Here is a 20,614-nt window from a genome sequence, read left to right as displayed (position 1 = left end):
GCAATGCCGGGGTTTTTTGTTGATCAATGCGAACTCAGTACGCAAATTCCTTGAACACCGGATCGATGTTGCCGCCCCACTCGCCGTGGAAGAGCGCCAGCTTGCGGTCGGCCGGAGTCAACCCGGAATCGACGATCTCCTGCAGCACCTCCAGGAACTTGCTTTCGTCCTGGCCATCGGCGTTGCGCGCAGCGCGGCGCTTGAGGCCGGCCACGGCGATCTTCAGGGCCTCGCGCGACAGGTCCAGCACGGTGCCGTTGCGGAACGGCAGCTTCAGCCCATGGCGCGGCACGCCATCACGCAGGACGTTGCGTTCGACCAGGCTGAAATCACGCACCAGGTCCCAGGCGGCATCCAGCGCGGCATCGTCGTACAGCAGGCCCACCCAGAACGCGGGCAGCGCGCACAGGCGGCTCCACGGGCCGGCATCGGCGCCGCGCATTTCCAGGTACTTCTTCAACCGCACCTCGGGGAAGGCGGTGGTCATGTGGTCCGACCAGTCGCGCAGCGTGGGCAGCTGGCCCGGCAGCACCGGCAGCTTGCCGACCATGAAATCGCGGAAGCTCTGGCCGCTGGCATCGTGGTACCTGCCATCGCGGTAGGAGAAGTACATCGGCACATCAAGCAGGTAATCCACGTAACGCTCGTAACCGAAGCCGTCCTCGAACACGAAGTCGAGCATGCCGGTGCGATCGTTGTCGGTGTCGGTCCAGATGTGCGAGCGGTAGCTCTGGTAGCCGTTCGGCGCGCCTTCGGTGAACGGCGAATCGGCGAACAGCGCGGTGGCGATCGGCTGCAGCGCCAGCGACACCCGGAACTTCTTCACCATGTCCGCTTCGGTGGCGTAGTCCAGGTTGACCTGCACCGTGCAGGTGCGGGTCATCATGTCCAGGCCGAGCGTGCCGACCTTGGGCATGTACTCGCGCATGATCTTGTAGCGGCCCTTGGGCATCCACGGCATTTCATCGCGCGTCCACTTCGGCTGGAAGCCCATGCCGAGGAAGCCCAGCTGCAGTTCGCCGGCCACCTGCGCCACCTCGTTGAGGTGGGTGCCGGTTTCCACGCAGGTCTGGTGGATGGTTTCCAGCGCCGCGCCGGAGAGCTCCAGCTGGCCCGCCGGTTCCAGCGTCACCGAGGCGTTGTCGCGCAGCAGTGCGATGGTGCGTCCGTCTTCCTGCACCGGGTCCCAGCCGAAGCGGGTCAGGCCGTTGAGCAGCGCTTCGATGCCGCGGTCGCCATCAAAGGTGGGCGGGCGCAGATCGTCCAGGCGGAAGCCGAACTTCTCGTGCTCGGTGCCGATGCGCCACTGCGCCTGGGGCTTTTCGCCGGAGGCCAACGTGGCGACCAGTTCATTACGGTCGGTGATCGGCGTCTCGGCGACGTGGCTGGGGCTCGACAAGGGGAGGCTCGCAGAATTCTGGTCAGGGCGGGGATGTGGGGTTCGCGCCCCCGCATCGCAAGGGCGCACTATATCGTGGCGTCCCCTGCCGTCGTGTCACCGTGACGGTTTTCAGCATCCTACTGGCATGGGCTTGACGCTGCGTCGCCCCCGCCGCGGCTGCGAGTCATTCCGCCGCGGGCCGTCGCGACCCCCTAAACTGATCCAATGAGTCGATCCCGACATCCGGAAGTCCATCGCTCCGACCGCGTCGGCTGGCTGCGTGCCGCCGTGCTTGGCGCCAATGACGGCATCGTCTCGGTGGCCGGGCTGGTGGTCGGCATCGCGGCCAGTGGTGCCACGGCGTCGACCATCCTGGCCACCGGCATCGCCGGGACCGTGGCCGGTGCGATGTCGATGGCGGCTGGCGAGTATGTTTCGGTGCAGTCGCAGGCCGATACCGAGCTGGCCGACCTGGCGGTGGAAAAGCGCGAGCTGCACGAAGACCCGCACAGCGAGCTGGAAGAGCTGGCGGCCATCTACCGGCAGCGTGGGCTGAGCCCCGCGCTGGCGCACGAGGTAGCCACCCAGCTGACGGCGCACGACGCGCTGGGCGCCCACGCCCGTGATGAGCTGGGCATCACCGAAGAGCTGCGCGCGCGCCCGATGCAGGCAGCGATGGCCTCGGCCGGTGCCTTCGTCAGCGGCGCGGCGTTGCCGGTGCTGACCGCCCTGCTCGCCCCGCATGCCTACGTCGGCCAGGCAACCACCATGGTGACGCTGCTGGGGCTGTGCCTGACCGGCACGCTGGCCGCGCACGCCGGCGGTGCCCCGCGCCTGCGCGGTGCGTTGCGCGTCACGTTCTGGGGTGCCATTGCGATGGCTGCGGCGGCGCTGGTCGGACACCTGTTCAACGTGGCAGGCTGAGCCATGTCCATCCCGATCGATACCACCGCTTCGCTGCTGGCGAGACTGGCCAGCCTGGCCGACTGCCAGCGCGCCGATGGCTACGCCTGCATCACCGCACGCCGCGAGCATGGCGCCTCCTCGGTGGACATCCCGCAGCCACAGTTCGCCATCCTCCTGCAGGGACGCAAGCAGGTTCGCACCGCGCAGCAATCCCTGGAATTCGCCCCGGGCGATCTGTTCCTGATCACCCGTCGCTGCCGCATCGATGTGGTCAACATTCCCGATCCGCACAGCGGCCTGTACCTCAGTGCGATCGTGCCGCTGTGCGCCGAAGCGCTCACGGCCGCCCGGGCGCTGTGGAACGAGCCCCTGCCCGACGCCGGTGACGCGCTGGCACGGCTGCCGCTGGCCGAGCATGGCGCGACGCTGCTGCAATGGCGGCAGGCGCTGGAGCAGGGCCACTACACCGAAGCGCGGTTGGCGCTGGCCGGGCTGGCCGTGGCGTTCTGCCGGCGCGGACATGGCAGCCTGCTGATTCCACCCGAGCCCAGCGTGGCTGATCGCATCCGCGATCTGATCGCGGCCCAGCCCGAGCGCGACTGGCAGTCACGCGATTTCGAAGCGCAGCTCGGGCTCAGCGGTGCGACCCTGCGGCGGCGCTTGGCCAGCGAGCAGTCCAGCGTGCGCGAGCTGATCACCGATGCGCGGCTGGCGCATGCCATGAGCCTGCTCTACACCACCCGGTTGCCGCTGAAAACGGTGGCTGCGCGCGTGGGCTACCGCTCGCTGGGGAGCTTCAACAAGCGCTTCGCCGAACGTTACGGGTTGGAACCGGCGGCGATCGGCAACAGCTGAGGCGAGCGGATCGCGCGGCATTCTGAGCGGATCGCAGCAGGCGGCACGCGCAGCATGGAGACACCGCGGCACTGCCGCTCCGTTCGGATCCTGACATGTCGTTTCCCCGCATTCGCACGCTCGCCACGGCGCTGCTGCTGGCCGTTGCCGCCGGCCCGGCACTGGCCACCACCACACACACCCCGCGCGGGCAGGTGCCCGGCGTCTACCACCAGCAGATCGGCACGTTGCAGGTCACTGCCCTGTTCGACGGCACGGTCGCACTGGGCCGACAGGAACTCGTCGGGATCGCTCCCGGCGCGGTCACCCGCCTGCTCGATCACCGCTACGTGCCCGAGGATGGCAAAGGCCTGCAGACCGCGGTCAACGCCTACCTGGTGCAGCAGGGCGATCACCTGACGTTGGTCGATACCGGCACCGCGCAGTGCTTCGGCCCCGGGCTGGGCCAGGTGCTGGGCAACCTGCGCAAGGCCGGCTATGACCCGGCCGAGGTGGATGATGTCGTGCTGACCCACGCCCACCCCGACCACCTGTGTGGCCTGCTGGATGCGCAGGACACGCTGGCCTACCCGAATGCCACGGTGTGGCTGTCCGCCGCCGATGCGGCGTTCTGGCTGGATCCGGCCAGTGAAGCCACCGCGCCGCAGGGCGTCCGGTTTGCCTTCGCATTGGCACGCAAGGCGGTGGCACCGTATGAAGCGAGCGGGAAATTGAAGCGCTTTGCCCCTGGCGACACGTTGCCGACCGGGATCACCGCATTGGACAGCCACGGCCACACCGTCGGGCATGTGTCTTACCGGATCGATGGTGGCGCCGGCCAGCAGCTGCTGGTGTGGGGCGACCTCGTGCATTTCCATGCCGTGCAGTTCGCCCAGCCGCAGGCCTCCTATGAAGCCGACAGCGACCGCACGGCTGCGATCGCCAGTCGGCGCCGGATGATGGCGCAGGCTGCGGATCAGGGCTGGTGGGTGGCCGGCGCGCACCTGCCGTTCCCAGGGCTGGGCCATGTCCGGCGTGAAGGAGAGGCGTTCGCCTGGGTGCCGGGCGAATTCGCGCCGTTACCGGCGAAATGAGGGGACACGACCGCGCCGTACACGGGGCGTCAGGCGCATTCGGGTGGTGCCGACCGCTGGCCGGCTCCCGATACATCTGATGGAAAGAGCAGCCGGCCAGCGGCCGGCACTACCCGGCGCCGCGCGGCCCGTTGGACCGCGGCAACGCCCGGATCAGGCCGCTTCGGGCGCCGGCTTGTTCAGGCCCAGCCAGCCGCCGATGATCCCGCGGGCTTCATCCACGCCCTGGCGGGCGGGGCCGGAGAAGGTCTGCACGCTGACGGTGTCGCCGAACGAGGAATGCAGTTCCTTGCGCACCTTCTGCAGGGCGATGCCCTGCTGGCCACGGCCAAGCTTGTCGGCCTTGGTCAGCAGCGCGTGCGCGGGCAGGCCGCGCTGCACGGCATAGGCCAGCATCTGGCGATCGTAGTCCTTCAGCGGGTGACGGATGTCCATCACCACCACCAGGCCACGCAGGGCCTCGCGGGTACGGAAGTACTGGTCGATGAAGGCCTGCCAGTGCGCCTGCAGGTCCAGCGGGACCTTGGCGTAGCCGTAACCGGGCAGATCGACCAGCTTGGCCTCCGGGGTGACCTCGAAGAACACCAGCTGCTGGGTGCGGCCGGGGGTCTTGGAGACCCGGGCCAGGCTGTTCTGGCGGGTGAGGGCGTTGAGGGCACTGGATTTGCCGGCGTTGGAGCGACCGGCAAAGGCGACTTCCGCGCCCACGTCTTCCGGCAATTGCCGGGTGTTGTGGGCCGAAAGCAGGTATTGGGCGCGTTCGAGGAGCAATGACATGGGCATAGGATCGCATGTCCGGGGCTGCTCCGCGCTGTCTGCCCCCGGTTTTGCTGCGCCCTGCGTTGACCGTGGCGTGAAACGGCGTTGATAATCGGGCGATCCCCGTGGTTGCGGTCCCGCAACCGCCAGGCCGGTCCACACGGAGCTTCCGCATGCGCCATGCTCGCGTTCTTGCCGTTTCCGCACTTGCTGTCTCGCTGCTCGCCGCCGTTGCCGTTGCCCAGACCTCGATCACCCCGTTGCCGGACAACGGGCCGATCAGGACCGCCTCGCTGGAGGTCGATTTCAGCAAAACCACCTGGGGCGATCCCAAGGCCGGGCAGACCAAGGCCGCGGCCTGCGCAGCCTGCCACTCGGCCGATGGCAACTCCACGGTGGAGATGTACCCGAGCATCGCCGGCCAGAGCGAGCGCTACAGCGCCCAGCAGATGGCCCTGATCGCCAATGGCCAGCGCACCTCCGGCGCCTCGGCGGCAATGGTGCCGTTCGTGCAGGACCTCACCCCGCAGGACATGCGCGACATCGGCGCCTATTTCGCCACGCAGAAGGCCACGGCCGGCATCGCCGACGATGGCGCGGTCACCGAAGGCCCGTATGCCGGCAGGAAGTTCTATGAGATCGGCCAGCAGCTGTATCGCGGGGGTGATGCCGAGCGTGGCATCCCTGCCTGCATGGCCTGCCACGGCCCCACCGGCGCCGGCAACCCGGGCCCGGCCTACCCGCATATCAGTGGCCAGCACGCGGCCTATGTCGCGCGTCGCCTGCAGGAGTACCAGGCCGGGACCACCCAGGAAACCGACAAGGCCCACTTCCAGATCATGGCCACGATCGCCAAGTCGTTGACCGAGCAGGAAATCCAGGCCTTGGCCAGTTACCTGCAGGGCCTGCACAACCGCGCCGATGACGTGGCTGCGGCAACGCCGGTCGCGGGGGGCGCGCAGGCACCCTGACCACCGCCCACACCGCAGCGCATCCCCTTGGTCGGATGACAGATGCGGCCGCCTTGGCTGGCGGGGTATGTTCACTGCCACGCCGGCGACTGGGCCGGCGTCGTTTTTTCTGTATGGAGATGGATGTAGATGACGTTGATGCCCCGCCTGATGCTGTTGCTGCTGGCCCTGAGCCCGTTGAGCACCCTCGCTGCCCCCCCGGCCCCGCTGGTGGAGGGCAAGGATTACGACCGCATCGCCGACGCCGGACCGTTCGCGCCGCTGGCCGGCAAGATCGAAGTCGTGGAGATGTTCGGCTACACCTGCCCGCACTGCGCGCATTTCGAGCCGCAGTTGGAAGCCTGGGCCGCCAAGCTGCCCAAGGACGTCCGTTTCACCCCGGTGCCGGCCGCCTTCGGCGGTGTCTGGGATTCGTTTGCCCGCGCCTACTACGCTGCCGATCAGCTGGGCGTGGCCAAGCGCAGCCACCGCGCGATGTTCGATGCCCTGCATGAGAAGGGCTCGCTGCCGATGCAGAACGTCTCGCCGGACGAACTGGCCGCGTTCTACCAGGGCTTCGGCGTGGCGCCGCCGCAGTACATCGCCGCGCTCAGGAGCGATGCGGTGGATGCCAAGGTCAAGGCCGCCCGCGCCTTCGCCCTGCGCACCAAGGTGCCGGGTACGCCGACGCTGATCGTCAACGGCGTGTACCTGGTCAAAGGCGACTCGTTCGAGTCCATGTTGCGCAATGCAGATGCCCTGATCGCCCGCGCGCGCAGCGGCAAGGCGCTCTGACAGCGCTCGCTGAACCATCACGCACCGTGCACGCGGGACGCTCGTTTCCGCGTGTCATCATGCTTCCGTGGCCGACGCTCCCAGCGTCGGCCCCAACATGCTCATCCGCTGGAGATGCTTCGATGAAGACCCGTTTCGCCATTACGCTCATGGCCCTGCTGCCGATCCTGGCCGCCTGCAAGGCCCAGGACGGTACCGCCAACACCACCGCCCCGGCCGAACCGGCCGCCCCGAGCAGCACCCCGGCTACCGAAACGGCCACGCCGACCGAGCAGGCCCCGGCCGCCAGCGGTGAAACCGCCGCCGCCGAGACCGCCGCTGCCGACGCCACCACCCCGGCGCCCGCCCCCGCCTCCTCGCGCCCGACCGGCCCGGAACCGGTCGCCGGCACCGACTACGTGGTGATCGAAAACGGCCAGCCGTTCCAGCCGGCCACCGGCAAGATCGAAGTCGCCGAGATCTTCGGTTACGTGTGCCCGGCCTGCGCCGCGTTCCAGCCGCTGATCGGACCGTGGAAGGCCGGCCTGCCGAGCGACGTCAGCTTCGTCTACGTGCCGGCCATGTTCGGCGGTACCTGGGATGACTACGGCCGTGCGTTCTATGCCGCGCAGGCCATGGGCCTGCAGGAAAAGACCCACGAAGCCATGTACGCGGCGATCCACGCCGAGCAGAGCCTGAAGGGCGAGCGCGGCCGTGATTCGGTCGAAGATATCGCCAACTTCTACGGCAAGCACGGCGCCGACCCGAAGCAGTTCGCCGCGATGATGGGCAGCTTCGCCATCAACGCCAAGACCAACTCGGCCAAGCAGTTCGCCCAGCGCAGCAAGATCAGCGGCACCCCGTCGGTGATCGTCAATGGCAAGTACCTGGTCAAGGGCAAGGGCTTCCCGGACATGCTGCGCATCGCCGATCACCTGATCGCGCGCGAACGCGCGGCCAAGGCCAACTGATCCTGCGATAGCCAACCGTCGTGACCTCCCCCCACACGCGGACCCTGCGCCTGCTGACGGCCAACATCCAGGCCGGTTCGAGCACCCGCCGTTACAGTGATTACGTGACCCGCAGCTGGTCGCACGCACTGCCGGCCGGGCGCAAGCGAACCAGCCTGGATGCCATCGCGCAGATGGCCCGCGAACACGACATCGTCGGCCTGCAGGAGGCCGACCCCGGCAGCCTGCGCTCGGGCTTCACCAACCAGACCCACTATCTGGCCGAGCGTGCCGGCTTCAATTACTGGAGCCACCAGCCCAACCGCCGCATGGGCGGGGTGGCCTCCAGCGCCAACGGCCTGCTCAGCAAGCTGGAGCCGGTCGAGGTGCAGGACCACGCCCTGCCCGGCCGGATCGGTGGGCGCGGCGTGTTGCTGGCCAAGTTCGGCGAAGGCAGCCAGGGCCTGGCGGTGGCGGTGGCGCATCTGTCCTTGGGGACCAATTCGCGAATGTCGCAATTGGCCTTCATTGCCGATCTGCTGTCCGACCACCCCAACGCCGTGCTGATGGGCGATTTCAATTGCCTGGCCGAGCGACCGGAAATGCAGGTGCTGTACCAGAAGACGACGCTGCAGCCGCCGGGCTGCGTGGTGCCGACCTTCCCCAGCTGGCGCCCGGACCGGGCGATCGACCACATCCTGCTCAGCGATGGCCTGCAGCAACGCAGCGCCGAAGCCGTGCCGGCCGCGTTCTCCGATCACCTCGCACTGGCGATGTCGATCGATGTGCCGACCAGCGCGCTGCGCTGACCCCCTGGTCACCCGCCGCCCTTGCGCGGCGGGCATCGTGAGCGTGTAAACAGGCTGTCCACAGCGCCTGTGCGATAAATCCCGCCGTCTGCCGCTCCGGCACCGGGAGTATCCCCCACCCCATGAGTACCGTGGAGCCGCCTCTGTCCGAGGTGCGCACGCTTCGACCCGTGTTCCTGCTTGCCGCCACGATCGTGGCGGCATTCGCCATTCTGGTCACCGTGTTTCCGATCGATGCCGGCGTGATGCTGCTCGATGCCCAGACCTGGGCCTCGCGCAATGTCGGCTGGTATTACCTGTTGGCGATGACCGTGTACCTGGTGTTCGTGGTCGGCGTGGCGTTGTCCGGCTATGGCAGCGTCAAGCTGGGCGCGGACCATGACGAACCGGAGTTCAGCTATCTGTCCTGGGCCGGCATGCTGTTCGCCGCCGGCATCAGCATCACCCTGTTCTTCTTCTGCGTCTCCGAGCCGCTGACCCATTACCTGCTGCCGCCGCAGGGCGGCACCGGCAGTGGCGAGGCCAGCGCGCGCCAGGCGATGCAGCTGCTGTTCCTGCACTGGGGCCTGCATGGCTGGGGCGTGTTCGCGCTGGCGGCGATGGCGCTGGCCTACTTCGCGTATCGCCACAACCTGCCGCTGGCACTGCGCTCGGCGCTGTATCCGCTGATCGGCAAGCGCATCAACGGGCCGATCGGCTACACCGTGGATGCCTTGGGCATCGTGGCCACCGTGTTCGGCCTCGGCGCGGACATGGGCTTTGGCGTGCTGCATCTCAACGCCGGCTTGAACACCTTGTTCCCGGTGCCGCATGCGGCCTGGGTGCAGGTCGGGCTGATCGTGCTGATGATGGGCGCGGCGATCACCGTGGCCGTCTCCGGGGTGGAGAAAGGCGTGCGCTGGATGTCCAACATCAACATGCTGCTGGCGATCTCGCTGCTGCTGTTCATGCTGTTTGCCGGCCCCACCCAGTACCTGCTCAACGCCTTCATCCAGAACATGGGCGACTACCTGGGCAACGTGGTCGGCAAGAGTTTCGATGTGTACGCCTACGGCGGGCGCCCGGACTGGCTGGGCAACTGGACGGTGTTCTACTGGGCTTGGTGGATCGGCTGGGCGCCGTTCGTGGGCCTGTTCATCGCGCGCATCTCGCGCGGCCGCACCATCCGTGAGTTCGTGCTGGGCGTGCTGCTGATCCCGCTGGGGTTCACCCTGGCCTGGCTGTCGATCTTCGGCAACAGCGCGCTTGACCAGATCCTGCACCATGACCAGGTGCACCTGGCGCAGATGGCGGTGGAGAACCCACCGACCGTGCTGTACGCGCTGCTGGAAAGCTACCCATGGAGCCGCGCCGTCATCGCCGTCACGGTGATCGTCAGCTTCATCTTCTTCGTCACCTCGGCCGATTCCGGCACGGTCGTGCTGTCCACGCTGTCCTCGCAGGGCGGCAATCCCGAAGACGACGGCCCGCGCTGGCTGCGCGTGTTCTGGGGCGTGATGACCGGGCTGGTCACCGCCGGGCTGCTGCTGGCCGGCAGCATGGATGCACTCAAATCCGCCGTGGTGCTGGCTTCGCTGCCGTTCTCGGTGGTGCTGCTGCTGATGCTGTGGGGGCTGACCCGTGCGCTGGGCGAAGAGTCGCAGCGCAAGAAGGCCTCGCAGTACTCGCCGATCCCGTTGATCGGGCAATCGCGGCATCAGCGCGGCTGGCGCCAGCGCATCACCCAGGCAGTGCATTTCCCGGTACGCGACGAGGTGTACCGGTTCATGGATACCGATGTGAAGCCGGCGATCGAAGCGGTTGCCGCGCAGCTGCTCGAACAGGGCCTGGACGTGCAGACGAAGTTCGAGCCGGGCCACATGGAACTGCTGGTGGACCATGGCGAGCAGCAGGTGTTCACCTACCAGGTGATCATGCGCGGCTACCTCACGCCTTCGTTCGCCGCGCAGCGCTTCCGCAACCAGCGTTACTACCGCGCCGAAGTGCACCTCTATGAAGGTGGACAGGACTACGAGCTGTTCGGCTACAGCCGCCAGCAGATCATCAACGACATCATCGACCAGTACGAGCGTCACCTGCAGTTCCTGCATCTCACGCGCTGACGCCCGCTGGTCTCCCGCTGCAAAGGAGTCATCGACATGCCCACCTTCCCCGACCAGCTGCTCTACATCGGCGGCCGCTACGTCCCCTCCCGGGGCGGCAAGACCTTCGAGGTCATCAACCCGGCCAATGGCGAGCTGCTCGCCAACGTCCACAGCGCCAACAGCGACGATCTCGACGCTGCGGTGGAGAGCGCACAGGCCGGCCAGAAAGTGTGGGCGGCGCTGACCACCGTGGAGCGCTCGCGCATTCTGCTGCGTGCGGTGGCACTGCTGCGCGAGCGCAACGATGCGCTGGCCGAGCTGGAATCGCGCAACACCGGCAAGGCGCTGAGCGAAACACTCAGCGTGGACGTGGTCACCGGCGCGGACGTGCTGGAGTACTACGCCGGCGTCATGCACGGGCTGGAAGGCAGCCAGGTACCGCTGCGGGAGAGCAGCTTCTTCTACACCCGCCAGGAGCCGCTGGGCGTGGTCGGTGCGATCGGCGCCTGGAACTACCCGATCCAGATCGCGCTGTGGAAGGCCGCCCCCGCGTTGGCCGCAGGCAATGCGATGATCTTCAAGCCCAGCGAAGTCACCCCGCTGACCGCGCTGAAGCTGGCGGAAATCTTCACCGAGGCCGGCCTGCCCGATGGCGTGTTCAACGTGCTGCCCGGCGATGGCGCCGGTGTGGGCTCGGCGCTGACCGAGCACCCGCTGATCGAGAAGATCTCTTTCACCGGCGGCACCGCCACCGGCCGCAAGGTCATGGCCAGCGCATCCAGTTCCACGCTCAAGGACGTCACCATGGAGCTGGGCGGCAAGTCGCCGCTGATCATCTGCGCCGACGCCGATCTGGACCTGGCCGCCGACGTGGCGATGATGGCCAACTTCTACAGCTCCGGCCAGGTGTGCACCAACGGCACCCGCGTGTTCGTGCCACGCAGCACCCTGGCCGCGTTCGAAGCCAAACTGATGGAACGGGTCAAGCGCATCCGCATCGGCGACCCGCTGGCCAAGGACACCAACTTCGGCCCGCTGGTCAGCGCCGCGCACATGCAGCGCGTGCTTGAGCACATCGCCAGCGGCAAGGCCGAGGGGGCACGCCTGGTCTGCGGCGGCGAACGGCTGACCGACGGCGCGCTGGGCAAGGGCTGCTATGTGGCACCGACGATCTTCAGCGATTGCCTCGATGACATGCGCATCGTGCGCGAAGAGATTTTCGGACCGGTGATGAGCCTGTTGGCGTACGACGACGAAGACGAGGCCGTGCGCCGCGCCAACGACACCGATTACGGTCTCGCCGCCGGTGTGGTGACGCCGGACCTGGCGCGCGCGCATCGCCTGATCCATCTGCTCGAGGCCGGCATCTGCTGGGTCAACAGCTGGGGCGAATCGCCGGCGCAGATGCCGGTGGGCGGCTACAAGCAGTCCGGCGTCGGCCGCGAGAACGGGCTGGCCACGCTGCGCGCCTACACCCGCACCAAATCCATCCAGATCGAACTGGACCGCTACGCGTCGGTGTTCTGAACCGGCCTTACCAGGAGACACCGCGATGAAGCGTGAGTACGACTACATCATCATCGGCGCCGGTTCAGCCGGCAACACGCTGGCCGCTCGCCTCACCGAAGACGCCGGCGTCAGCGTGCTGCTGCTGGAAGCCGGCGGGCCGGATTACCGGATGGATTTCCGCACCCAGATGCCGGCCGCACTGGCTTATCCGCTGCAGGGCCGGCGCTACAACTGGGCCTATGAAACCGAGCCGGAACCCTACATGGACAACCGGCGCATGGAGTGCGGCCGCGGCAAGGGCCTGGGCGGGTCCTCGCTGATCAACGGCATGTGCTACATCCGCGGCAACGCGATGGACTTCGACCAGTGGGCCAGCTTCGACGGCCTGGAGGACTGGAGCTACCACGACGTGCTGCCCTACTTCCGCAAGGCGGAAACGCGCGACATCGGCGCCAACGATTATCACGGCGGCGACGGCCCGGTCAGCGTGGCCACGCCGAAGAACGGCAACAACGTGCTGTTCCACGCGATGGTCGAGGCCGGGGTGCAGGCGGGCTACCCGCGCACCGACGACCTCAACGGCTACCAGCAGGAAGGCTTCGGCCCGATGGACCGCACGGTGACCCCGCGCGGGCGCCGCTCCAGTACTGCGCGCGGTTACCTGGACATGGCCAAGGACCGCGAGGGGCTGGAGATCGTGGTGCACGCCACCACCGACCGCATCCTGTTCGCCGGCAAGCGCGCGGTCGGTGTGCGCTACCTGGCCGGCAACAGCGCCGAGCCGATCGACGCCACCGCACGCCGCGAGGTGCTGCTGTGCGCCGGTGCGATCGCCTCGCCGCAGATCCTGCAGCGCTCCGGCGTGGGCGCGCCGGCATTGCTGGCCGCCCTCGGCGTTCCACTGGTGCACGACCTGCCCGGCGTCGGCGAGAACCTGCAGGACCACCTGGAGGTGTACATGCAGTACGCCTGCAAGAAGCCGGTCTCGCTGTACCCGGCGCTGCAGTGGTGGAACCAACCGGCGATCGGTGCGGAGTGGCTGTTCGCCGGCACCGGGATCGGCGCCAGCAACCAGTTCGAAGCCGGTGGCTTCATCCGTACCCGGGAGGAGTTCGACTGGCCGAACATCCAGTACCACTTCCTGCCGGTGGCGATCAATTACAACGGCACCAACGCGGTCAAGGAGCACGGTTTCCAGGCGCACGTCGGTTCGATGCGCACGCCCAGCCGCGGCCGCGTGCATGCGAAGTCGCTGGACCCGCGCGAGCACCCTTCCATCCTGTTCAACTACCAGTCCACCGACCAGGACTGGCAGGAGTTCCGCGACGCGATCCGCATCACCCGCGAGATCATCGCCCAGCCCGCGCTGGACGAATACCGTGGCCGCGAGATCAGCCCGAGCGCCGCGTGCCAGACCGATGCGGAACTCGACGCGTTCGTGCGCGCGCATGCCGAAACCGCCTACCACCCCTCCTGCTCGTGCGCGATGGGCACCGATGCGATGAGCGTGGTCGATGGCCAGGGCCGCGTACATGGCATGGAAAGCCTGCGCGTGGTGGATGCTTCGATCATGCCGCGCATCATCACCGGCAACCTCAACGCCACCACGATCATGATCGCCGAGAAGATCGCCGACCGGATCCGCGGGCGTGCCCCGCTGCCGCGCAGCACGGCGGCGTATTACGTCGCCGGGGACGCACCGGCAAGGCGCTGAGGAATGGGTGATTGACCGGTGGGCGCCGCCCGTTGGTCGGCGCGCGAACCCCGGCAATGCCGGCTCCTCGCATCCTGGTAGTGCCGGCCGCTGGCTGGCATCGCGCGAATCCTGGTAGTGCCGGCCGCTGGCCGGCTCCGCAGCACCGTTGGATCGTGAGGAGCCGGCCAGCGGCCGGCACTACCGATATCATCGCGCGCGATTACGCCGGCGCACCGGGCAACGGCACCACCGCCCGTTTCGCAGTCAACGTACTGCCCACCGACGCCACCACCGTGCAACCGATCGCCGCCCATTGCAGCGGGGTCAGGTGCTCGGCCAGCAGCCCCATCGCCAGCAGCGCGGCGACCGCCGGTTCCATGCTGATCAGGATGCCGAAGGTCTCTTTCGGCAGCCGCTTGAGCGCCATCATCTCCAGCGACATCGGGATCGCGCTGGAGACGATCGCCACTCCCAGGCCGAACAGCAGGATCCTCGGCTCCAGCAGCGCCATGCCCGCGTGCGCCACGCCGACCGGCACCACCACCAGCGCGGCCGCGCACAGCCCCAGCGAGACCGTATGCCCGGCCGGCAGATGCCCGGCGCGCTTGCCGAAGATGATGTACAGCGCCCAGCACACCGCCGCGCCCAGCGCGAACATCACCCCCACCGGGTCCAGCGGCTCGCCATGGCCCAGCGGCAGCAGCAGCAACAGACCGACCAGCGCGCAGCCGACCCACACAAAATCGACCGGCCGCCGCGACGACCACATCGCCACCGCCAGCGGCCCGCAGAATTCGATCGCCACGGCGATACCGAACGGGATCGTGCGCAGCGCCATGTAGAACAGCAGGTTCATTACCCCCAGCGTGATGCCATAGCGGAAGATCGCCCCCGCATCGGCGCGCGAGGTGGTCCAGCGCCACGGCCGGAACACCATCAGCAGCACCAGCGCCGAAAAGCCCACGCGCAACGCGCTGGTGCCCTGCGCGCCGATCAGCGGAAACAGCTGTTTGGCATACGAGGTGCCCACGGCCAGCGAGGTGACCGAGCCGAGCACGGCCAGGGCGGGGAAGAAGCTGGAGAGGCGGGAGGTCGACATCCGCACAGGATATTGCGCAACGACCGAAGGAGATGCTCAATTGCAGGGGCCTTCCTGCATGTTTCACTCGCCATGTCCGCCACGCCTTACCTCCCCGACAGCTTCGACCGCGCGATCCTGGCGATCCTGCAGCGCGACAACGCCACCCCGCAGCGCGAGATCGCCGAGGCGGTCAGCCTGTCCGCCCCGGCCGTGCAACGGCGGATCAAGCGTCTGGAAGACACGGGCGTGATCCGCGCCAATGTCGCCGTGCTGGACCAGGCACGCCTGGGACGGCCACTGACGATCATGGTCGAGGTCCGGGTCGCCAGCGAGCAGCCGCACCGGGTCGCGCCGTTCCGCCGGCGCGTGCAGGAAGACCCGGCCGTGCAGCAGTGCTACGCGATTACCGGCGACGCCGATTTCCTGTTGATCCTCACCGCCGCCTCGATGGAGGAATACGAGGCGATCAGCGAGCGGCTGTTCGGCAACGACGACAACATCGAGCGCTTCCGCACCGCGGTGGCACTGAGCACCCTCAAGCGTGGGCTGGACGTGCCCCTCGCGGAGTAATCCGCGTCAGCGCGTGGCCGACAACGCCGCGTCGAACAGCGCTTTCGCTTCCGTGATCGCAGCGCCGTGCGTGGCCTGCTGGTCTGCCGCCACCTGGCACAGTGCACCGATGCGCTTGCGGCCCAGCGCGGTACAGCTGGACAGGAAGTCGTAGTGGCCGACGGCCGGCAGGGTGGTCAACGTCGCCTTGGGCAGGGCCGCCGCCGCGATGTCGCTGTTGGTGGCCGGCGAGGCCACCGTGTCGGCCGCACCAACGATGATCGATACCGGCTGCGCTACCTTCTCCAGCGCCTCCGGCGCGAAGGCCTGGATCATGGCCGGCGCGATCAGGAAGACGGCGCCCACCCCTTCAATGGCGCGGTCGTCACCGGCCTGGGCGACCCACGGTGCCAGTGCCGGCGTCTGCGCGGCGGTCATGCGCTGCGCCAAGGTCAGTGTCGGGTTCTCCGCCTGCGGGACGCAGACTCCATCCGCGGGATGCGCGCGGCAGAACGCCAGCAGGCGCTGCAGTTGCGGGTCGGCCCCGGCCGCGACCAAGGCGGTGAACCCGCCGGCCGAGTAGCCCGCCACGCCCAGCCGCGTGGCATCCATCGCCTTGGCCAGCACGGGATCGGCCTGCACCGCGGCCAGCGCCGCCGCCAGATCGTCCGCGCGGTTCCACATCAGGATGCTGCCGGCCTCGGTCATCGGGTCCACGCCGTTGTTGCCCGGGTGATCCACCGCGATGACCACGTAGCCGGCCCGCGCCATGGCGATGCCGAACCAGCCCATCATCCGCGCACTGCCGCCATTGCCATGCGAGAGCAGCAGCACCGGCCAGTGTCCCTCCGCGATGGCCGCATCGGCGGCGGCGGTGCCGACCTCGAACAGCGGCGCACCGGGTGGCCCGATCGTCAGCGCAGCTTCCCGTACGCCGGCCTGGGCCGGATACCACACGGTGTACCGCACGCTGTCGCGGTGCCCGGCATCGCGCACGGCGGCGCTGGGTGTGTGCGCAACGCCGTGCCGCTCGCCAACGGGCGGCACCGCCCCAACGGCAAACATCGGCAGGCACAGCGCGAGCAGCGCAGCACAACAACGGGCGGTCATTCGCATGGGTCAGTCTCCTTGAGGTGCAGCATGTCGGTCAGCGGCAGCCAGATCTCCACCCCACCGTGGCCGCTGCGGTCATCGAAGCGCGCATCGTAGCGCTCCAGGTCCGGCGCATCGGCCAGGGTCAGGCCGGAGGCCGGCAGATAGTCGTTCAACAACCAGAGCCAGGTGGAGCGGATCGCCGAGATGTGCCCGGCATGCCACGCCACCAGGTACTCGCGCGGCGGGATTGTGATCGCCTGCCAGCCTGGGGGCACGGGCGCGGAGGCACTGATCTCCACGCCGGCGATGTAATCAAAGCCTCCCTCGGCATCACTGTTGCCGCACACGCCATAGGCGATCTCCGCGCCGAGGCCATGCGCCTCCTCCAGGCGCTGCCATTGCGAGGGAATCGAGGCGACGCTCGCAGACGTGTGGCGCGCACCGATCCCGGCCACGCGCAGGCCGCCGCGGTGCTCGCGTCGGGGTTCGATCGTGCAGGGCGCCGAGGTGTCGATGAGTTTCAGCGCCTCGACCAGCACCACCCCCGCCAGCCCCCGCTCGCGCACCTGCTCGGGCGATCGCCCGAACTGCTCGGTGAACGCGCGGGTGAATGCGGCGTGCGAGGCGTAGCCGGCGGACAGTGCGACACCGAGAATGTCACCGGCGCCGCCCGCCAGTTGGCGCGCGGCCTCGGTCAGCCGGCGGCCGCGCAGATGACGCACCACCGAGGTACCGGTGCTGAGCTGGAACAGCCGCGAGAGATGGAACGGCGAGAGCCCCACCACGCCGGCGATATCGGCCAGCGACGGATTCCCGGCGAAGTGGCTTTCGATGTACCAGAGCGCCCTGCGTGCCGCACCCATACCGCCAGATCCATGCCGAAGAACGGGTGCGCAGCGTAACCCAGCCTGCAGCACGTCATTTGATCGTTCTTGCTGTCCGCTGCAACACGCCGCGCCTGTTGTCTCAGCCCCTCACCGCCGCTTCGATGGCCGCCACGTCGATCCTGCGCATGGTCATCATCGCCTCGAACGCGCGCCGGGCCACCGCGGGATCGGTACTGGTCACCGCCTCGGTCAGCACCCGCGGGGTGATCTGCCAGGACAGGCCCCACTTATCGCGGCACCAGCCGCAGGCGCTTTCCTCGCCCCCATTGCCGACGATCGCATTCCATAGCCGGTCCGTTTCGGCCTGGTCATCGGTGGCGATCTGGAAGGAAAACGCTTCGCTGTGCTTGAACGCGGGGCCGCCATTGAGCCCGATGCAGTCAATGCCGGCCACGGTGAAGTCCACCGTCAGCACATCGCCCTGCTTGCCGGAGGGGAAGTCACCAGGGGCATGGTGGACGGCGCGTACCGCACTGTCCGGGAAGGTGGCGGCATAGAACGTTGCCGCGTCCAGTGCGGTGCCATTGAACCAGAGGCAGACCGTGTTTTTGCTGGCCATGAGCGTCTCCTGCAAGGGATGGATAGCGCCTGCTCACGGTAGGCGCGGAGGTGTTAAGCCTGCGCGCGGGCATCGCGAGGGTGGCCGGCGCGCGCCGTGCGGCCACGCGCCGTCAGGTCCCGAAGCTGAATACGCAGTTGCCTTGCGCGGCATGGGGTACGGCCCGGACGCCTCGCAGGATGCGGTTGATGATGCGAATCATTGCCATTACCATAGTGTGATCCGGGTCGCGCAAGGGATGCGCACCCGTGAACAGTTATCGAGCCCGCGCCGGGTCACCGCCCCCGCCAGCCGCTTCCTGCCCCCACCCCCGCTCCGCCGCAGGCCACCCAGGACGCCGGCCATGCCCGTTGCCGCCCTTCTGGAAACGCCGATGACCCGCTCCGCCCACGTGCTGTCCCGCCCGTCGATGCTCCGTCGCCCGCTGCCGCAGGCATTGATGCTGGCGCTGTGCACCCTCGCCGCCGCCCCCGCATTCGCGCAGGACGCCGCCCCCGACGCCACCACCCTGGACAAGATCGTGGTCAAGGGCGAGCGCGCCGAAGGCTATTCGGTCCGCAAGACCTCGGCCGGTACCCGCTTCGATCTGGCCCCGCGCGAGATCCCGCAGTCGGTGAGCATCATCAGCCACCAGCGCATCGAGGATCAGAACCTGGATGACATCATCGACGTGCTGGGCAACACCACCGGCATCAGCAGCACCCAGTCCGATACCGAACGCACCGAGTTCTACGCGCGCGGGTTCTACATCGACAGCTATCAGTTCGACGGCCTGCCGACCCAGATGGTGCAGAACTGGAGCTACGGCGATTCCGGCCTGGACCTGGCCCTGTATGACCGCGTGGAAGTGGTGCGTGGCGCCACCGGCCTGCTCAGCGGCGCCGGCAACCCGTCCGCCTCGGTGAACCTGATCCGCAAGCATGCCGACAGTGCCGAACTGACCGGCAGCGTGTCGGTGAACGTGGGCAGCTGGGGCCGCACCCGCAGCACGGTGGATGTGACCACCCCGCTGAACGCCAGCGGCTCGGTGCGCGCGCGCGTGATCGGCAGCTACCTGGATACCGAATCACAGATGGACCGCTACGACCAGCACAAGACGCTGGGCTATGCGGTGATCGACGCCGACCTGACCCCGGACACGCAGCTGAGCGTGGGCTACGACTACCAGCAGAAGCGCGCCAACGGCGCGACCTGGGGTGGTTTCCCGATGCTGTTCTCCGATGGCAGCCCGACCCCGTTCGACGAATCCTTCAGCGCCAACCCGCGCTGGACCTATTGGGACACCACCAGCAAGCGCCTGTTCGCCACGCTGGAGCATGCGTTCACCAACGACTGGAAGGTCAAGCTCGGCGCAACGCACGACACGACCAAGGCCGACGACAAGCTGTTCTACCCGGCCTACAACGACTGGACCAGCGGTGCATCGCTGCTGGACAAGACCACCGGCGCCGGCGTTACGCCCTCGGCAGGGTTCTACAACACCGAGCGCAAGGTCAATGCGGTGGACGGCTTCGTGGAAGGTCCGTTCCAGCTGTTCGGTCGGCAGCACCAGTTCATGGCCGGCCTGAGCTACAACAAGCGCGAGTTCGCCAACTACGGCGACTACCAGATGGGCTGGGCGCCGCTGGACAACTATCTGGCCGGTGTGGCCGATTTCCCCGAACCGAACTGGGTCGGCACCCTGCCGCTGCAGAGCGAAGGCACCATTACCCAGAAGGCTGGCTACGTCGCCACCCGCCTGTCGCTGGCCGATCCGCTGAAGCTGATCCTCGGCGCGCGCTACACCGACTGGAAGAGTGAAGGCGAAGGCGCCGACCGTTCGCACAAGGTCACCACGCCGTATGCCGGCCTGGTGTTCGACCTCAACGACACCTACTCCACCTACGCCAGCTACACGGAGATCTTCCAGCCGCAGACGGCGCGCGACCGCAGCGGCAGCTACCTCGATCCGGTGGACGGCAAGAGCTACGAAATCGGCGTCAAGGGCGCATGGTTCGACAACCGCCTGAACGCCTCCGTCGCTGCGTTCCGCATCGAGCAGGACAACGTCGCGCAGGTCACCAGCGAGCTGATCCCCAGCCGCCCGGGTGAGTTCGCCTACATCGCCGCACGCGGCACGGTAAGCCGTGGGTTCGAGTTCGAGCTCAACGGCGAACTGGCGCCGGGCTGGAACGCGACCTTTGGTGCCTCGCGCTACGTGGCCAAGGACATCAACGATGCGGACATCAACACCAACCTGCCGCAGACCACCATCAAGCTGTTCACCAGCTATACCCCGCAGTCGCTGAGCGCGCTGACGGTCGGTGGCGGTGCCAACTGGCAGAACGGCATCTACTATCCGGTGCCGGCCTATGGCCGTATCGAGCAGGGTGGCTATGCGCTGGTCAGCGCGTTCGTGCGCTACCGCATCTCGCCGGAGTTCAGCGTGCAAGCCAACCTCAACAACCTGCTGGACAAGACGTACTTCTCGCAGATCAACGGCTACGGCGCGTACGGTGACGGCCGCAATGGCTCGATCACCTTCAACTGGTCGTTCTGACCGGTCTTTGATCGTATCGCTTCAACAAGGGAGAGCCGGGCATTGCCCGGCTCTCTGCGTTCTGCACGATGGGCAACGGCCGCGCGGCGCCGCATGGCCGGGCCCCGGTAGTGCCGGCCGCTGGCCGGCAGCCTCATGAACGATGACGGTCCTGCCTG

Annotated in this window: 18 protein-coding genes; 12 read left to right on the top strand and 6 right to left on the bottom strand. The window is 67.8% G+C overall.

The features are described 5' to 3' along the window. Window positions 1–34 precede the first annotated feature (34 nt). Complete coding sequence (locus POS15_RS00320) at window positions 35–1,399, bottom strand: glutamate--cysteine ligase (RefSeq protein WP_046273486.1); 1,365 nt, start codon at window positions 1,397–1,399, stop codon at window positions 35–37. Between the two features lie 207 nt (window positions 1,400–1,606). On the opposite strand from POS15_RS00320, the gene POS15_RS00315 reads away from it, so the two are divergent. The 3 genes from POS15_RS00315 (at window position 1,607) to POS15_RS00305 (ending at window position 4,215) form a co-directional block, all read left to right on the top strand. Continuing rightward, complete coding sequence (locus tag POS15_RS00315) at window positions 1,607–2,305, top strand: VIT family protein (RefSeq protein ID WP_070425924.1); 699 nt, start codon at window positions 1,607–1,609, stop codon at window positions 2,303–2,305. Between the two features lie 3 nt (window positions 2,306–2,308). Further along, window positions 2,309–3,142 carry a helix-turn-helix transcriptional regulator gene (locus POS15_RS00310; protein ID WP_019183741.1) on the top strand — a complete coding sequence of 278 codons (834 nt, stop codon included), beginning with the start codon at window positions 2,309–2,311 and terminating at the stop codon, window positions 3,140–3,142. A gap of 95 nt (window positions 3,143–3,237) precedes the next feature. Continuing rightward, window positions 3,238–4,215 carry an MBL fold metallo-hydrolase gene (locus POS15_RS00305; RefSeq protein ID WP_284128782.1) on the top strand — a complete coding sequence of 326 codons (978 nt, stop codon included), beginning with the start codon at window positions 3,238–3,240 and terminating at the stop codon, window positions 4,213–4,215. Between the two features lie 153 nt (window positions 4,216–4,368). On the opposite strand, the gene yihA is transcribed toward POS15_RS00305, so the two are convergent. Next, window positions 4,369–4,992, bottom strand: a complete 624-nt coding sequence (gene yihA / locus POS15_RS00300; protein ID WP_019183739.1) for a ribosome biogenesis GTP-binding protein YihA/YsxC — start codon at window positions 4,990–4,992, stop codon at window positions 4,369–4,371. A 155-nt stretch (window positions 4,993–5,147) separates the two neighbouring features. Between yihA and POS15_RS00295 the strand changes: the two genes are divergently transcribed. The 7 genes from POS15_RS00295 to betA all read left to right on the top strand — a co-directional run bounded on the left by POS15_RS00295 (window position 5,148) and on the right by betA (window position 13,764). After that, window positions 5,148–5,945, top strand: coding sequence for a c-type cytochrome (locus tag POS15_RS00295; RefSeq protein ID WP_070473673.1), 798 nt, complete (start codon window positions 5,148–5,150; stop codon window positions 5,943–5,945). A 129-nt stretch (window positions 5,946–6,074) separates the two neighbouring features. Continuing rightward, window positions 6,075–6,719, top strand: a complete 645-nt coding sequence (locus tag POS15_RS00290; RefSeq protein WP_019183737.1) for a thiol:disulfide interchange protein DsbA/DsbL — start codon at window positions 6,075–6,077, stop codon at window positions 6,717–6,719. Between the two features lie 122 nt (window positions 6,720–6,841). Then, window positions 6,842–7,669, top strand: a complete 828-nt coding sequence (locus POS15_RS00285; RefSeq protein WP_284128781.1) for a thiol:disulfide interchange protein DsbA/DsbL — start codon at window positions 6,842–6,844, stop codon at window positions 7,667–7,669. A gap of 50 nt (window positions 7,670–7,719) precedes the next feature. Beyond that, window positions 7,720–8,457, top strand: a complete 738-nt coding sequence (locus POS15_RS00280) for an endonuclease/exonuclease/phosphatase family protein (protein WP_026069860.1) — start codon at window positions 7,720–7,722, stop codon at window positions 8,455–8,457. Between the two features lie 122 nt (window positions 8,458–8,579). Then, window positions 8,580–10,559 carry a choline BCCT transporter BetT gene (gene betT / locus POS15_RS00275; RefSeq protein WP_019183734.1) on the top strand — a complete coding sequence of 660 codons (1,980 nt, stop codon included), beginning with the start codon at window positions 8,580–8,582 and terminating at the stop codon, window positions 10,557–10,559. Window positions 10,560–10,595: 36 nt separating this feature from the next. Further along, entirely contained in the window at window positions 10,596–12,068 is a 1,473-nt protein-coding gene (gene betB / locus POS15_RS00270; RefSeq protein WP_284128780.1) for a betaine-aldehyde dehydrogenase, read from the top strand. A 25-nt stretch (window positions 12,069–12,093) separates the two neighbouring features. Further along, complete coding sequence (gene betA, locus POS15_RS00265; RefSeq protein ID WP_019183732.1) at window positions 12,094–13,764, top strand: choline dehydrogenase; 1,671 nt, start codon at window positions 12,094–12,096, stop codon at window positions 13,762–13,764. A gap of 202 nt (window positions 13,765–13,966) precedes the next feature. On the opposite strand, the gene POS15_RS00260 is transcribed toward betA, so the two are convergent. Continuing rightward, window positions 13,967–14,845, bottom strand: coding sequence for an EamA family transporter (locus tag POS15_RS00260; protein ID WP_046274420.1), 879 nt, complete (start codon window positions 14,843–14,845; stop codon window positions 13,967–13,969). A 72-nt stretch (window positions 14,846–14,917) separates the two neighbouring features. Here POS15_RS00260 and POS15_RS00255 point away from each other — a divergent pair, with 72 nt between their 5' ends. Beyond that, complete coding sequence (locus tag POS15_RS00255) at window positions 14,918–15,397, top strand: Lrp/AsnC family transcriptional regulator (RefSeq protein ID WP_019186256.1); 480 nt, start codon at window positions 14,918–14,920, stop codon at window positions 15,395–15,397. 6 nt (window positions 15,398–15,403) lie between these two features. On the opposite strand, the gene POS15_RS00250 is transcribed toward POS15_RS00255, so the two are convergent. The 3 genes from POS15_RS00250 to POS15_RS00240 all read right to left on the bottom strand — a co-directional run bounded on the left by POS15_RS00250 (window position 15,404) and on the right by POS15_RS00240 (window position 17,917). Further along, a complete protein-coding gene (locus tag POS15_RS00250) occupies window positions 15,404–16,441 on the bottom strand; it encodes an alpha/beta fold hydrolase (protein ID WP_284129674.1) in 1,038 nt (345 codons plus the stop codon). A 41-nt stretch (window positions 16,442–16,482) separates the two neighbouring features. Next, window positions 16,483–17,334, bottom strand: a complete 852-nt coding sequence (locus POS15_RS00245; RefSeq protein WP_284128779.1) for an AraC family transcriptional regulator — start codon at window positions 17,332–17,334, stop codon at window positions 16,483–16,485. A 103-nt stretch (window positions 17,335–17,437) separates the two neighbouring features. Then, window positions 17,438–17,917: a VOC family protein gene (locus POS15_RS00240; protein WP_284128778.1), complete on the bottom strand. Its 480-nt coding sequence runs from the start codon at window positions 17,915–17,917 to the stop codon at window positions 17,438–17,440. Between the two features lie 373 nt (window positions 17,918–18,290). On the opposite strand from POS15_RS00240, the gene fhuE reads away from it, so the two are divergent. Then, a complete protein-coding gene (gene fhuE / locus POS15_RS00235; RefSeq protein WP_046274408.1) occupies window positions 18,291–20,456 on the top strand; it encodes a ferric-rhodotorulic acid/ferric-coprogen receptor FhuE in 2,166 nt (721 codons plus the stop codon). The last annotated feature ends 158 nt before the right edge of the window (window positions 20,457–20,614 follow it).

Origin of the sequence: Stenotrophomonas sp. BIO128-Bstrain, from assembly GCF_030128875.1 — a bacterium.
GTDB lineage: Bacteria > Pseudomonadota > Gammaproteobacteria > Xanthomonadales > Xanthomonadaceae > Stenotrophomonas > Stenotrophomonas bentonitica_A.
This window is presented reverse-complemented; position numbering and strand designations above follow the sequence as displayed.